The sequence below is a fragment of the Methylorubrum sp. Q1 genome (assembly GCF_004683995.1).
Classification (GTDB): Bacteria; Pseudomonadota; Alphaproteobacteria; order Rhizobiales; family Beijerinckiaceae; genus Methylobacterium.
Map to the genome: position 1 here is coordinate 55,539 of NZ_SRHQ01000006.1, position 15,082 is coordinate 70,620.

General features: G+C 68.7%; 9 protein-coding genes and 1 pseudogene. 9 read left to right on the top strand and 1 reads right to left on the bottom strand.

Going from position 1 to position 15,082, the window contains the following annotated elements:
* Window positions 1-22: 22 nt before the first annotated feature.
* The 9 genes and pseudogenes from E4V01_RS07885 (at window position 23) to E4V01_RS07925 (ending at window position 12,167) form a co-directional block, all read left to right on the top strand.
* The gene (locus tag E4V01_RS07885) at window positions 23-628 is read left to right on the top strand and encodes a hypothetical protein (protein WP_245517469.1); all 606 of its coding nucleotides are present in this window, start codon (window positions 23-25) and stop codon (window positions 626-628) included.
* 92 nt (window positions 629-720) lie between these two features.
* Entirely contained in the window at window positions 721-2,091 is a 1,371-nt protein-coding gene (locus E4V01_RS07890) for a glycosyltransferase family 1 protein (protein WP_135297974.1), read from the top strand.
* Window positions 2,092-2,139: 48 nt separating this feature from the next.
* A complete protein-coding gene (locus tag E4V01_RS07895) occupies window positions 2,140-2,463 on the top strand; it encodes a rhodanese-like domain-containing protein (RefSeq protein WP_135297975.1) in 324 nt (107 codons plus the stop codon).
* A gap of 119 nt (window positions 2,464-2,582) precedes the next feature.
* A complete protein-coding gene (locus E4V01_RS07900; RefSeq protein ID WP_060771759.1) occupies window positions 2,583-3,728 on the top strand; it encodes an efflux RND transporter periplasmic adaptor subunit in 1,146 nt (381 codons plus the stop codon).
* 150 nt (window positions 3,729-3,878) lie between these two features.
* The gene (locus E4V01_RS07905; RefSeq protein ID WP_060771758.1) at window positions 3,879-7,088 is read left to right on the top strand and encodes an efflux RND transporter permease subunit; all 3,210 of its coding nucleotides are present in this window, start codon (window positions 3,879-3,881) and stop codon (window positions 7,086-7,088) included.
* A gap of 152 nt (window positions 7,089-7,240) precedes the next feature.
* Window positions 7,241-8,275 (top strand): SDR family oxidoreductase, encoded by a 1,035-nt coding sequence (locus E4V01_RS07910; protein ID WP_135297976.1) that lies wholly within the window; start codon window positions 7,241-7,243, stop codon window positions 8,273-8,275.
* Between the two features lie 82 nt (window positions 8,276-8,357).
* Window positions 8,358-9,230 carry an MBL fold metallo-hydrolase gene (locus E4V01_RS07915; protein WP_135297977.1) on the top strand — a complete coding sequence of 291 codons (873 nt, stop codon included), beginning with the start codon at window positions 8,358-8,360 and terminating at the stop codon, window positions 9,228-9,230.
* Window positions 9,231-9,663: 433 nt separating this feature from the next.
* Window positions 9,664-11,102: pseudogene (locus E4V01_RS07920) on the top strand (methyl-accepting chemotaxis protein).
* Between the two features lie 420 nt (window positions 11,103-11,522).
* The gene (locus E4V01_RS07925; RefSeq protein ID WP_060771756.1) at window positions 11,523-12,167 is read left to right on the top strand and encodes a DedA family protein; all 645 of its coding nucleotides are present in this window, start codon (window positions 11,523-11,525) and stop codon (window positions 12,165-12,167) included.
* Window positions 12,168-12,240: 73 nt separating this feature from the next.
* On the opposite strand, the gene E4V01_RS07930 is transcribed toward E4V01_RS07925, so the two are convergent.
* On the bottom strand, window positions 12,241-15,066 hold the full coding sequence (locus tag E4V01_RS07930; protein ID WP_135297978.1) for a bifunctional transaldolase/phosoglucose isomerase: 2,826 nt from the start codon (window positions 15,064-15,066) through the stop codon (window positions 12,241-12,243).
* Between the last annotated feature and the right edge of the window lie 16 nt (window positions 15,067-15,082).

Sequence of the window (15,082 nt, forward strand, 5' to 3'; positions counted from 1 at the left end):
ATTGTGCGCGGGGAGTAGAACCGTGAAACGCAGACGCAGTGAAGCCCGCTACGCGACAGCTCCGGGGCTCGCCGGAACGATGACGACGCCTGGTATCGCCGGAACCTGGGAGTGGGATCCGGCGACCGGATGCTTCATCCTCGACGAGGGAGCCGCCGAGTTGATGGCGGGGGATGCCGGCCTCGCCGGGCACCCCTTGCGCGGCGAGCGGGCGACCGCCGGCCTCGATGCGTCGGCGGCTGCCCGCTTCCTCGGCGACGTCCGCCACGCCGCCGGGCAGGAGGACGACGTCGCGGTCGATCTCTGGGTACCGTCACTCTCCGGACCCAAGCGCCGGCTTCTGTGCCGCGGCCGGATTCACCGGGACGCGCGGCAGCACCCCGTGCGCGGGGAGGGGAAGTTGATCGACACCGCCGATCCCGGCGTGCAGGCACGGACCCTGCACGAGCTGGAAAGCGCGGCCGCGGCCGATGCCGTCGACGAGGCTGCCGAACTCATCATCGCGGCGCGCCGTGCGATCGATGCCAGCGGCAAGCCCCGGCTGCGCCAGCTCGTCGATGTCCTCCTGCTCGAGATCGCCCGGGAGATCGCGAGCCGCAGCAGCGACGTGGATCGGCAACAGCATTAGTCCCGCGGCGAAAGGCCGGCGGCCAAAGACCTGTGGCCAAAGACTCGTGGCGATGGCCCGGTAGCGGTCGCCAGGATCACGGAATCCGGTCTATGCAGCCGGGCATGCAAGCCTGCCTCGCCATCGACCTGACCCGCCTCATCACCCGGCTCCGTCATGCCAGCCCCACCGGCATCGACCGGGTCGATCTCGCCTATGCCCGGCACATCCTGTCCCGAGGCGCGGAGGGCACGCGCTTCGGGCTCGTCTCGACGGCGTTCGGCCCGCGCGTCCTCGACCGCGAGACCGCGCGCGGCATCGTCGAGGCGGTCGCCGCGGGCTGGGTCGAGGACGTCGCCGCCGAGGCCGATCCGGTGTTTCAGGCGCTCGCGGCCTCGCTTGCCGACGACGCCCGCCCGTTGCCGACGGCCGCGAAGCGCCGGGCGGAGGGAGGGCTCGATCGACGTCGCCTTCAGGCCGAAACCGGTTTGCGGGTGCTGCGCTCGGGCGGCATCGAGCGCCTTCCCGAGGGAGCGATCTATCTGCACACCTCGCACCTGCGGCTCGACCGGCCCGAACGCTTCGATTGGCTCTACACGCGGCGCGACGTGCGGCCGGTTTTCTTCGTCCACGACCTGATCCCGATCTCGCACCCCGAATACGGCCGGCCGGGCGAGGCCGAGCGCCATGCGATCCGGATGGAGACCGTGGCACGCCACGCCGCGCACGTTCTCGTCAATTCGGGTGATGTCGGCGCCCGCTTCACGGATTACGCGCGGCAGCGGGGCCTGGGCCCGAAGCCGGTCACCGTCGTCCCCCTCGGCGTCGAGCCCGTCTTCTCGAGCGGCACGGGCGAGGCGTGCCTGCCGGAGTTCGCGCGGCCGACCTTCCTCGTTTGCGGCACCATCGAGCCGCGCAAGAACCACCTGCTGCTGCTCAACCTCTGGCGCGATCTCGCCGGGCGCGACGGCGCCGAGACCGGTGCGGCGATCCCGCGGCTCGTCCTGATCGGCCGGCGCGGCTGGGAGATCGAGAACGTCGCCGACATGCTCGACCGCTGCGAGGCCATCCGCCCCCATGTGAGCGAGGTGGTCGGCCTGTCCAGCCACGGCCTCGCGCGGTTGATGCGCGGCGCCACCGCCCTGCTGATGCCCTCCTTCATCGAAGGCTACGGCCTGCCGGTGGTCGAGGCCGCCGCCAGCGGCCTGCCGGTCGTCGCCTCCGACATCCCCGTCCACCGGGAGATCGGCGGCGGTTTCGCCCATCTCCTCGACCCGCTCGACGGCCCGGGCTGGACGGCGGCCGTGCGGGCCTTGAGCGAAGCCGGCTCCCGGTTGCGGACGGAGCTGGCGGGACGGCTCGCAACCTACGAACCGCCGAGCTGGGCCGCGCATTTCGAGCGGGTCGATGCCGCAATCGCCGACCTGCCCGCCGCTGTTGCGCCGCACGGGCGAGAGGACTTAAGAAATCCCAGCTCGATCTGACCCGCCCCCTTCCGCGGCGGCTCCCTCCCCTTAGAAAGTTCGGTTGCGATGAAGGTGGTCGACCTCGACCGCGAGACGGTCAAGCAGGGCTTGGCGGACGGCTCGCTGCTGCTCATCGATGTGCGCGAAGATCATGAATTCGCCCGCGGGCGCATTCCCGGTTCGATCTCGCATCCGCTCTCGAGCTTCGATCCCGAAGCGCTGAAGGCGCTGATCGTGGCGGACGGGCGTCGGCCGGTCTTCTCCTGCGCCTCGGGCGTGCGCTCGGTCCATGCGATCGCTGCCGCGCAGCAATCCGGCCTCGATGTGAGCGAGCATTACGCGGGCGCCTTCAAGGATTGGTACGCCGCGGGAGAGCCGGTTGAATCGTAGATACGTCACGCCTGCATTGCAGGGCGCGGAACGGTCCCTTTCGCGACGGACCGTCATGTGCGGGAGCGCACCCCCTATTCGAGGGTGTGGGGACTAGGCCGCACCATGCAGGGAACCGAATGATGCGTAGCCTTAGGCCTTTTCTCCTCGCCGCACCGCTGATCGCCTCCGCGCTGCTGGCTGCCGGGCCGGCCGGCGCGCAGATGCCGGGCGCGCCCCCGCCCGGCGTGACCGTGGCCAAGCCGGTGGTGCGGGAGATCGTCGAGCAGGACCAGTATACCGGCCGGTTCGACCCGATCGAATTCGTCGAGGTCCGCGCCCGCGTGACCGGCTACCTCGACAAGATCATGTTCCAGGACGGTGCGAACGTGAAGAAGGGCGAGACGCTCTTCATCATCGACCGCCGCCCCTACAAGGCGGCTCTGGAACAGGCCCAGGCCGCGCTCACCTCGGCCAAGGCGCGCCTCTCCTTCACCCAGACGGATCTGGAGCGCGCCCAGGTGCTGTCGCGCGGCGGCAACATCTCCGAGCAGGTCACCGACCAGCGCCGCCAGGCCTCGCAGACCGCCCAGGCCGACGTGGACAGCGCCGAAGCGGCGCTTCGCAACGCGCAGCTCAACTACGACTTCACGGAAGTGAAATCGCCGATCAACGGGCGGATCAGCCAGCGTCTCGTCACCGAGGGCAACATCGTCAGCACCGACCAGACGATCCTGGCCCGGATCGTCTCGCTCGATCCGGTCTATTTCGGCTTCACCGTCGATGAGCGCTCGTTCCTGAAGTACCAGGGCTCGCTCGGCATCGGCATGGGCCAGATGCAGCGCGGCAAGGGCGCCCCGGTTCTGATCGCCCTGTCCGGCGAGGCGAAGCCGACCCGCAAGGGCACGCTCGACTTCGTCGACAACCGCGTCGACAACCAGACCGGCACGATGCTGCTGCGCGCCACCGTCGAGAACTCGGACAACTTCATCAAGCCGGGCCTGTTCGGCATCGTCTCGATGCCGGCGACCAAGCCCTACCAGGGCGTCCTGCTGCCCGACGAGGCGGTCTCGGCCAACCAGGACAAGCGCATCGTCTACGTGCTCGGCGAGGGCGACAAGGTGGCGGCCAAGACGGTGAAGCTCGGGCCGATCGTCGACGGCTACCGCGTGATCCGCGAGGGCGTGAAGGGTGACGAACTCGTGGTGATCAACGGCGTCGCCAAGGTGCGCCCGGGCGCCCAGGTGAAGGCCGAGAAGACCGAGCTGCCGCCGACCAAGAACTGACGCCGCTCCGACCGCGGTGGCGGGCGCGGAGCGGACCAAGAGATTCGAGCACCGGCGCCTCCGGACCAACCGGGCGCCGGCCTGAACGCAAACGGCAAGCTGCGAGGGGTGGCGCGAGCGCGCCCGTCCCGGCGGCGAGAGGTTTGAACGATGCGTTTCGCCCACTTCTTCGTCGACAGGCCGATCTTCGCCTCCGTGACGTCGATCGTCTTCCTGCTCGTCGGCTACGTCGCCTACCTGTCGCTACCGGTGGCGCAGTATCCCGAGATCGTCCCGCCGACGGTGACGGTGCGCGCCTCCTTCCCCGGCGCCAACGCCGAGACGGTCGCGGCCACGATCGCCACGCCGCTGGAGCAGGAGATCAACGGCGTCGACAACATGCTCTACATGACGTCGTTGTCGACCAACGACGGCGCCATGCAGCTGACCGTGACCTTCAAGGTCGGCACCAACCTCGATATCGCCAACGTTCTGGTCCAGAACCGCATCTCGGTGGCGCAGCCGCGCCTGCCGCCGGACGTGCGCAACCTCGGCGTCACCGTCCGCAAGGCCTCGCCCGACCTGATGCTGGTCGTGCACCTGCTCTCGCCGAACCGCACCTACGACCAGAACTATCTGGCCAACTACATCTACCTCAACATCCGCGACGAGATGCTGCGCCTCAACGGCGTCGGCGACATCACGGTCTTCGGCGGCAACGAGTACGCCGAGCGGGTCTGGATCGACCCGCAGAAGATGGCCGCCTACGGCCTGACCACCACCGACATCATCTCCGCGCTGCAGGAGCAGAACGTCCAGGTCGCCGCCGGCCAGCTCAACGGGCCGCCCGCCGCGCCGGGTGCCGCCTTCCAGCTTGTCGTACAGTCGCAGGGGCGCTTCCAGTCGCCCGAGGAGTTCGCCGACGTCATCGTCAAGGCGAGCGAGGGGCGCCTTGTGCGCGTGCGCGACATCGCTCGCGTCGAGATGGGCCAGAAGGACTACACGACGAACTCCTTCCTCAACGACACCCCCGCGATCGGCATCGGCGCCTTCCAGCGGCCGGGCACCAACGCGCTCGAGGCCGCGGAATCGGTCAAGGCGACGATGGAGGAGTTGAAGAAGCGCTTCCCGCCGGACGTCGAGTACCGCATCGCCTACAACCCGACGGAGTTCATCGAGGAATCGATCCACGAGGTCTACAAGACCCTGTTCGAGGCGGTCCTCCTCGTCGTCATCGTGGTGCTGGTGTTCCTCCAGAGCTGGCGCACGGCGCTGATCCCGGTGATCGCGATCCCCGTGTCGCTGGTCGGCACCTTCGCGGTCATGGCCGCGCTCGGCTTCTCGCTCAACAACCTGACCCTGTTCGGGCTGGTGCTCGCCATCGGCATCGTGGTCGACGACGCCATCGTCGTGGTGGAGAACGTCGAGCGTAACATGGCCGACGGGCTCTCTCCCGGCGAGGCCGCCCACAAGACCATGGACGAGGTGGGCGGCGCGGTCATCGCCATCGCCCTGGTGCTCTCGGCGGTGTTCATCCCGACCGCCTTCATCCCCGGCATCTCGGGCCAGTTTTACAAGCAGTTCGCGCTCACCATCGCGGCCTCGACCATCATCTCGGCCTTCAACTCGCTGACGCTGTCGCCGGCGCTCTGCAAGATCCTCTTGAAGCCGCACCACGAGCACAAGCCGCCGAAGTTCTTCCTCACGCGCTTCGTCAACTGGCTGGCGAGCCTGTTCAACCGCGCCTTCGACTGGCTCTCGAACGCCTACGGCCACACCATCCGCTTCCTGACCGGGACGGCGATCGGCCTGATCGCGATGCTGATCCTCTACGCGGGCGTGATCGCCGGCACGCTGCACCTCGCCCGGACGACGCCCACGGGCTTCATCCCGGACCAGGACCAGGGCTACCTCATCGGTGTCGTGCAGCTGCCGTCGGGCGCCTCGCTCGACCGGACCACGGAGGTCGTGAACAAGGCCGCCGCCATCGCCCGCAAGATCGACGGCATCACCAACACCGTCATCATCGCGGGCTTCGACGGCGCCACCTTCACCAACACCACCAACGCGGCGGTGATGTTCCTCACCCTCAAGGGCGCCAAGGAGCGGGCCGCGCAGGGCCGCAGCGCGGCGGTGATCACCGGCGACGTGATGAAGGCGACCGCGGGCATCCAGGAGGCGCGGGTCATCGTCATCCCGCCCCCGCCGGTGCGCGGCCTCGGCCAGGGCGGCGGCTTCAAGATGCAGATCGAGAGCCGCCAATCCTCGGAGACCGGCCCGCTGCTCGCGGCGGCCGGCGAGGTGATGGGACAGGCCAACCAGAGCAAGGACGTGACGCGGGTCTTCACGACCTTCGGCAACGACACGCCGCAGCTCTACCTCGACATCGACCGCACCATCGCGCGCATGCTCAACGTGCCGCTGCCCAACGTCTTCGCGACGGTCCAGGCGGCGCTCGGCGGCGCCTACGTCAACGACTTCAACACGCTGGGCCGCATCTATCAGGTGCGTGTGCAGGGCGACGCGCCCTTCCGCATGTCGCAGCGCGACATCGAACAGCTGAAGGTCCGTTCCTCCACCGGCGCCCTGGTGCCGATGGGCACGCTCGCCACGATCCGGGAGATCACCGGCCCGCAGATCGTGCAGCGGTTCAACCTGTTCTACTCGGTGCCGCTGCAGGGCGTGGCCCAGGCCGGCGTCTCGACCGGCCAGGCGCTCGACACCATGGAGGAGATCGCCAAGCGGGCCCTGCCCGAGGGGTACTCCTACGACTGGACCGAGATCGCCTACCAGCAGAAGGCGGCGGGCAACACCGCGATCTACGTCTTCGCGCTCGGCGTGCTGCTGGTCTTCCTCGTGCTCGCCGCGCAGTACGAATCCTGGGCGCTGCCGCTGGCAATCCTGCTGGTGGTGCCGACAGGCGTGCTCGCCGCCTTGTTCGGGGTGCAGTTGCGAGGGCAGGACAACAACATCCTGACCCAGATCGGACTGATCGTGCTCATCGGTCTGGCCGCCAAGAACGCGATCCTGATCGTGGAGTTCGCCCACGACATCGAGAACAGCGAGCGCAAGGGCCCGGTGGACGCCGCGGTCCAGGCCTGCCGCCTGCGCCTGCGCCCGATCCTGATGACGGCCTTTGCCTTCATCCTCGGCGTGCTGCCGCTGGTGATCGCCACGGGGCCCGGCGCCGAGATGCGCCAAGCCCTCGGGACGGCGGTGTTCTTCGGGATGATCGGCGCGACCTTCTTCGGCCTGTTCCTGACGCCGGTCTTCTACGTGGTGATCCGCAAGGCGGTGATCTGGGTCGGCAAGAAACGCGGCAAGGATCCGCATGGCGACGACGGGCATCGCGAGCCGCACGGCGCCCCGGCCCACGGCTGAGCCTGCCCGCATCGGCACCGAACTCTGCGAAGGCCCGCCGATCTCCGGATCGGCGGGCCTTCTCGCATTCGACGTCGCAGGCTCCGCCTCCGTCGCAACTTCGCCCGCGCAGCGCGCATTGACGGGCAGGTTTCGCGGAGGAGGATGCGACGGTGGCAGGGCAGGGACGAAGAGGCGCAGCGCGGGTCGCCGTCGTGACGGGCGGCAGCGCGGGGATCGGCCTCGCCACGGCCCAGCTTCTTGCGCAGCGCGGCTGGTCGGTGGCGATCCTGGCGCGCGGCGCCGACCGGCTGGCCGAAGCCGAGGCACTGCTCGCCCGCGAGGGCGGACGCGTGCTGGCGATCCCCGCCGACGTGGCCGATGACGCCGCGGTCGAAGCGGCGGCCGACCGGATCGAGCAGGAACTCGGGCCGATCCGGGCCTGGATCAACAACGCCATGACCACGATCGTCGGGCCGGCCGAACGGATCACGCCGGAGGAATACCGTAGCGTGACCGGGGCGACCTATCTCGGCACCGTCCACGGCACCCTGGCGGCCCTGCGCCGCATGAAACCGCGCGACCGCGGCGTGATCGTGCAGGTCTCCTCCGGGCTGGCGATCCGCGCGGCGCCGATGCAGGCGCCCTACTGCGCGGCGAAGTTCGCGGTGAGCGGCTTCACCGATTCCCTGCGCGCCGAACTGATCCACGCCGACAGCCACATCGCGCTCAGCGTGGTCTACCTCCCGGCGGTCAACACGCCGCAATTCGGCTGGACCCGCACCCGGACCGGCCGCGGGCAGCGCGCGCCCGATCCCGTGTTCGATCCGCGCCTCTGCGCCGAGGCGATCCACCACGCGATCGAGCATCCGACCCGCGAGGTCTGGGTCGGACGAACCTCGCTGATGATGGCGGCGGCCCAGGCGCTTCTGCCCTCCTACGCCGACCGCAAGGCGGCGGAGAGCCTGGACGACATGGTGCAGGACGGGCCGGTCCCGGACCGGCGCGGCAATCTCGACGGCCCGGTGCCGGGGCCGGCGCGGATCGACGGCGACGCGCGGGCGCGGGCCAAGACGACGCGCTCGGAGTTCTGGACGAGCCGGGAGCGCGACGCCCTCGTGCTCAGCGTCGCGGGCGCCGCCCTGCTCGGAACCGCCCTGGCGGCGCGGGCCCTGCGCGGGCCGCTGCGTCTGTTGGGACGGGTCTGAGCCGGCTCTTTCTTCACCCGCATCGGGCGGGTAGGACCGTCCGATCTCCGGCCCGCCCGCGGGCGCCCATGAGGACTTGCCCGTGCCCGGTTACCTGCCCTTCGCCGGCGCCCTGAAGCTGCCCGCCTACACCTGCGACAATTGCGGGTTCTGGCAGCGCCACTTCGAGGCGCCGCCGCATTGCCCGATGTGCCTCGACGCCCGCCACGTCGTGCCGCAGGACGGCTGGCGCTTCCGCACCACGCGGGAGGCGCAAGACGCCTTTCCCTGCCACTGGGAAGAGCTGGAGCCGGGCGTCTGGCGCTTCTGGAACGACCCGGTTTCCGGCATCGGCCCGAGCGCCTACCTGATCCGGACCGAGAACGGGAATATGGGCTTCGAAGCCTGCCCCGTCTTCAGCGAGGCGGCGCTCGACCAGATCGAGCGGCTCGGCGGCATGCAGGCGCTCTCGGCCTCGCACCCGCATTCCTACGGCGCGCTGGTGCAGCTTCAGGACCGTTTCGACCCGGAACTGTGTCTGCCGGCGGCCGACTTCATCTGGAGTGCGGCGCTTCAGGTCTCCTGGCCCTATGACGACTTCCTCGAACCCCTTCCCGGATTGGAACTGCACCGCACCGCCGGCCATTTCGAGGGCCACGCCGTGCTGTTCGACCGCAAGCGCAAGATCTGTTTCTGCGGCGACGCGCTCAAGTTCGAGCTCGACCCGAACGACGTCCGCAAGGCGCTGACGATCTCGGCACACAAGGCCTTCGTGCGCGGCGTGCCGCTCACAGTGAACGAGCTGCGCCGCTATCGCGACGTCTTCGAGCGCCTCGATTTCACCCAGACCTGGACCCCGTTCGAGCCCGCCGCCAATGTCGGCCGGGCCGAGGTTGTGGCGCTGATCGATGCGATGCTCGGCAGCCGGCCCCACGCTGCACCGGTGCCCCTGGACGATCTCCGCCGCGGCAACTGAGCGTCGTTGACGACGACGCTCGCAAGGCCGGGCTGGACGGAAGACCGTCGTCACATCCCGTTCAGGGGAGGGCGAGCCGTCCGAAGGCCGCTTCCTGCCCGCCACCGGCGAAGTGGCAGCGAAGCCGACCGTTCTTCGAACCCAACGCGGACGCGCAAGAGGGCATCGCCAACGCAACGGCAAGCAAACATCATATGCCAATATCGTAACTGCGGTCTGTTCGGCGCATGGCGAAACAAGATTGCAGCCTAAAGTCGATTGTAATGTCCGCTATCGCAGATTTTAATTCATAATTTACCCAGAAAATGAACACTAGACATAAGGATCGAAGTAAAGACATCGCGCGAAGTCGCCGACGTCCGCCTTCGATCAATGACGACATCGCTCGGGCGACGTGGCTGCCGGAGAAAGATGGCGTCACGGGGGTTCTGTGATGTTCCGTAAGCCCAAAAAGTGACGCCCAAGCGAAGCTCGATGCACTCGATCGATCGATCGCGACCATTGAGTTCGCGATGGATGGCACGGTTCTGGACGCGAACCGGAACTTCCTCGACGCGATCGGCTACGAACTCGACGAGATCAAGGGCCGGCATCACCGCCTCTTCGTCGAAGCCGCCTATGCCGAGAGCGCCGAGTATCGCGCCTTCTGGGAGACGCTGCGCAGCGGCAAGCACGCCTCGGGCGAGTTCCCCCGTCTCGGCAAGTCCGGACGCAAGATCTGGCTCGAAGCGACCTACAACCCGGTGCTCGGGGCGGACGGCAAGCCGGAGCGGGTGATGAAGTTCGCGACCGACATCACCGCCGAGAAAAACGAGGCGAGCCGGCTCCTGACGATGATCGACGGTATGCCCGTCGCCGTCATGACGGTGGACCCGAAGGACGAGTTCAAGATCAACTATCTGAACCAGACCTCGGTGACGACACTCTCCACCATCGAGGAGCATCTGCCGATCAAGGTCTCGGAGATGATGGGCCGCTCCTTCGACGTCTTCCACAAGCACCCGCATCATCAGCGGACGATGCTGGCCGACAGCCGCCGCCTGCCGCACCGGGCCAAGATCAGGGTCGGCCCCGAGACCCTCGATCTGCGTGTCTCGGCGATCCACGGGCCCGAGGGCGAGTATGTCGGTCCGATGGTGACGTGGTCCGTGATCACGGCGCAGGTTCAGATGTCGGCGGACGTCTCGCGGGTGGTCGAGGCGGTGCAGCGGATGGGGTCCTCGGCGGAGGAGCTGGCGCGCTCGGCCGAGGATGCCCGGCAGCGCGCGGCCTCGGTGGCAGCGGGCTCGGCGCAGATGACGGCCTCGATCCAGGAGATTTCGGGGCAGGTCGGCAGCGTGTCCGAACGCGCCCAGCGGATCGCGGCTCAGGCCGAGACGACCGATCTGACGGTGCGCCAACTCGCCGAGAATGCGCGCAAGGTCGATGCGGTGGTGGCGATGATCCGCTCGATCGCCGATCAGACCAACCTGCTCGCCACCATCGAAGCGGCCCGCGCGGGCGCGGCCGGCCGCGGCTTCGCCGTGGTGGCCGCCGAGGTGAAGGCGCTGGCCGAGCAGACGGCGAAGGCGACGGGCGAGATTTCCGGACAGATCGCCGCGATCCAGAGTGCCACCGGCGAGGCGGTCGAGGCCATCGGCACGATCACCGCGGCGGTGACGGACCTCTCGGGGCTCACCCTCGCCATGGCGAGCGCGGTCGAGGAGCAGGCGGCCTCGACGCACGAGACTGTCCGGCAACATCGTCGGCGTGTCCTCGGCGGCGGACGCCACCGGCAGCCACGTCGACTCGGTCCGCACCATCGCCGAGGATCTCGCGACGCATTCCGCCGGCCTGGGCGCCAGCGTCGAGAAGTTCCTCAAGGCGAGCTGAGAACGGGACGCGGACGGGGAGAACAGCGCAACGCCGACGTGCCGCCCGTCACGACAATCGGTCAGGCCACGCAACCGGGTGCCGCTGAAGGGCTTATCGTCACGTCCGCCCTTCGGCGGTTCGAGCCCGTCATGATCGACAGCACACGCCTCCTCCCGCCCGGCTTCGGCCTTTCGGCGGATCCCGTCCTATTCGGCGTATCCGACGCTCTCGCGCGGCTGCTGCCGTTGCCGGACGACGACTTCGCTGCCCTTTGCCAGTCCGGCACGGGCGGGGGAAGCGCCGTCCTTGCCCCGGCTTCGGCTGAGCCCCCTTCGGAGACGGACCCGACGGGTTGAAGGGGAGGAAAGGACCGCCCTGCTGCGGCCACGTTCCTGGCCAGACTGCGCCGCGCAACGATCCGCGGAGACGCCCTCTTCCATGTCCTTCCTTCAGGGACTTCCGATCGCCGACCTCATCGCCCATTACGGCTACCTTGCCGTCTTCGTCGTCGTCGCGCTGGAGAGCGCGGGCGTGCCGATGCCGGGCGAGACCATCCTGATCTCGTCGGCCGTCTATGCCGGCAGCACGGGCAGCCTCAACGTCGTCCTCATCGTCGCCGCAGCGGCCGCGGCCGCGATCCTCGGCGACAATGTCGGCTACTGGGTCGGGCGCCGCTGGGGCATGCCGCTGCTTCTACGCTACGGCCACCTCATCGCCCTCGACCACGGCCGGCTGAAGCTCGGCCAGTATCTGTTCCGGGAGCATGGCGGGAAGATCGTGTTCTTCGGCCGTTTCACCGCGATGCTGCGCGCCTACGCGGCGGTGCTGGCGGGCGTGAACCGGCTCGATGCGCGCCGCTTCATGCTGTTCAACGGCCTCGGCGGCGTCGCCTGGGCCGGGATCATGGGCTTTGGCGCCTATGCCTGCGGCCGCTCGATCGAGCACATCGTCGGCCCTGTCGGCCTCGCGCTGCTGGCCTTCGTGGTCTTCGGCGGACTGGCGCTCTGGCTGTTCATGAAGCGCCACGAGGAGCGGCTGCTGGTGAAGGCGGAAGCCGCGATCCCCGGCCCGCTGACGCACTGATCTTTTTCGAAGTCAGATCGCGCCGGCAATCGATGCGAGCCCCTCTCCCCGCCTGCGGGGAGAGGGTGAAGCCTTAGCCGGCGACCGCCGCCTTGATCGCGGCGGCGACGCGCTTCACGCCGCCGGAGACATCACCGCCCTTGAGGTGGATTCTCAGCGCCCGGCGCTTGCGCTCGGACAGCACGGCGAAATCGCCCCGCGCCTGGGCCGCGATCACCGTCTTGAACCCGAGCTTGCGTCCCGGGATCGGCAGATCGGCCGAGGGGTCCGCGGTGATCTGGAGGAACACGCCGGAAGCGGGACCGCCCTTGTAGGCCTGCCCCGTCGAGTGGAGGAAGCGCGGGCCGAATTCCAGGCAGGTCGCGACCTGCCGCGCGTCCCGCACCGTGAGCCGGGCCTCCTGCAACGCCGCGTGATGCGCCTCGTTGCGCTCGACATAGGCGAGCAGGGCGACGTAGTCGCACGGCTTCACCCGCGCCAGATGCGCGGCCACGATCGCCTCGAAGCCCTCGCCGGGGCGCAGGGCCTCCGCGTTGGCCGCATCGGCATAGAGCGCGACCGTCTCGTCCTCGAAGATCGGCGTCTCGGCCGGCAGGGCGCCGGTCTCCTCGGCGCTTTCAAACAGCTTCTTCGTCTCGATCTTGCTCGCCTCGACATCGGGCTGGTCGAACGGGTTGATGCCGAGCACCGCCCCCGCCACCGCGGTCGCGATCTCGAAGCGGAAGAACTCCTGCGGGAGCTGTTCGACCTTGTCGAGATCGATGCGCACCACCGGCTGCGCCTCGCTCTCCAGGATCTTCACCGCCTCGTCCTGGCGCGCATCGGCCTGGCTGGTCAGACGCAAGTACACGAACAGCCGGTCGTCGCCGTAGACGGCCGGAACGCCGACCGGCTCGCCCTCGACGGGGATGATGCCGACGCCTTCCTTGCCGGTCGACTCGGCGATGAGCTGCTCGGCCCAGGCGCCGAAGGTGCCGATGCCGGGCGACGCGATGATCGTGATCTTGTCGCGCCCGAACTCCTTGGCCGCGACGCCCATCGCCGCGCCGAGGCGCACGCCGGGATTGGCGGCGGGCGGCACTGCCGGCCCGCAGGAGCGGACCATCATCCGGGCACTGTCGAGGAACTCGCGGATCTCGACGCCGGCCGCCGCCGCGGGGACGAGACCGAAGGCCGAGAGCACGGAGTAGCGCCCGCCGATCTGCGGCACGCCAAGAAAGATCTTGCGGAAACCGTCGTCGTTGGCGGCCTTCTCCATCGCCGAGCCGGGATCGGTCACGGCGACGAAATGCCGGCCGGCCTTGTCGGCACCGACGACGTCCTTCATCCGGCCGAGGAAGTAGTCGCGGAACACGTTGGGCTCGAGCGTCGAGCCCGACTTCGAGGCGACGATGAAGAGGGTCGTCTCGAGATTCACCGCGGCCTCGACGGCGCGGACCTCGTCCGGGTCGGTCGAGTCGAGGATGCGCAGCTTCGGGAACCCCTCCCGGTGGCCGTAGGTGGCGGAGATCACCTCCGGGCCGAGGCTGGAGCCGCCCATGCCGAGCACGACCGCGTCGGTGAAGCCCTCGGCACGGACTTCTTCGGCAAAGTTTTCGTAGAGATCGACCCGCTCCAGCTCGTCCTCGACGATGCGCAGCCAGCCGAGCCACTTGCCCTCGTCGCGGCCGGTCCAGACCGTGGCATCGTGCGCCCAGAGCCGGCGGATCGCGCCGCTCGCGCGCCAGGACTCGACCGCCTTGTCGGTCGCCGCCTGGAGCGGCTCGTCGAACTTGAAGGTCTGCGCGTCGAGCCGGTGGTCGAGCAGGGCCACCCGCTTGCCCGCGACCGCACCGAGCAGGGCATCGGCGGCATCGACGAAGAGCCCCACGCCCTCCTCGACGAGTTGGCGCGCCACCGCCTCGATGTCGATGCCGGCTTCCGCCAACCGTGCCATCACGGTCTCGGCCTCGCCGATATTCTCCTCCAACGATGCCCGCACCCGGCCATGGTCGCGGAACGCGTCCATGGTGGCCGGCGGCATGGTGTTGACGGTGTTTTTGCCGATCAGCTCTTCGACATAGAGCACGTCCGAGTAGGCCTTGTTCTTGGTGCCCGTGGAAGCCCAGAGCAGGCGCTGCGCCTTCGCCCCCTTGGCCTCCAGCGCCTCCCATTTCGGCCCGGCAAAGATGCGCTTGTAGCGCTGGTAGGCGAGCTTGGCGTTGGCGATGGCCACCTTGCCCTTGAGATCCTCGTAGCCGCCCACCTCATCCAGCCGCTTGTCGACGAGGCTGTCGATGCGGCTGATGAAGAAGCTCGCGACGGAGGCGACCTTCGAGACGTCACCACCCTTCGCACCGAACTCGGTCAGCCCGTCGATGAAGGCGTGGGCGACCTCCTCGTAGACGCTCTGCGAGAACAGCAGCGTGATATTGACCGAGATGCCCTCCGCCGTGAGCTGGCGGATCGCCGGCAGGCCGGCAGGGGTGGCCGGCACCTTCACCATCAGGTTGTCGCGCCCGACCGCCGCGTGCAGGCGACGGGCCTCGTTCAGGGTCTCTTCGGTGTCGAGGGCGAGGTAGGGGGAGACTTCGAGGCTGACATAGCCGTCTGCGCCGTCGCTCGTGTCGTAGACTTGGGCCAGGACGTCGGCCGCCGCCTGGATGTCGGCGATGGCGAGCCCCTCGTAGAGATCGATGACGCGGGCATCGCCCTGGCTCAGCACGGCCTTGAGGCTGTCGTCGTACTCGGGCGAGTGGCCGATCGCCTTCTCGAAGATCGCCGGGTTGGAGGTGACGCCGCGCAGGTCGTCCTTCTCCACCAGCGCCTGGAGTTCACCCTTGGCGATGAAGCCGCGGGCCACGAAATCGAGCCAGACCGCCTGCTCGTGCTCGGTGAAGAGGGCGTTCAGCGCGTTCATCTCGGTCGTCCTCGCG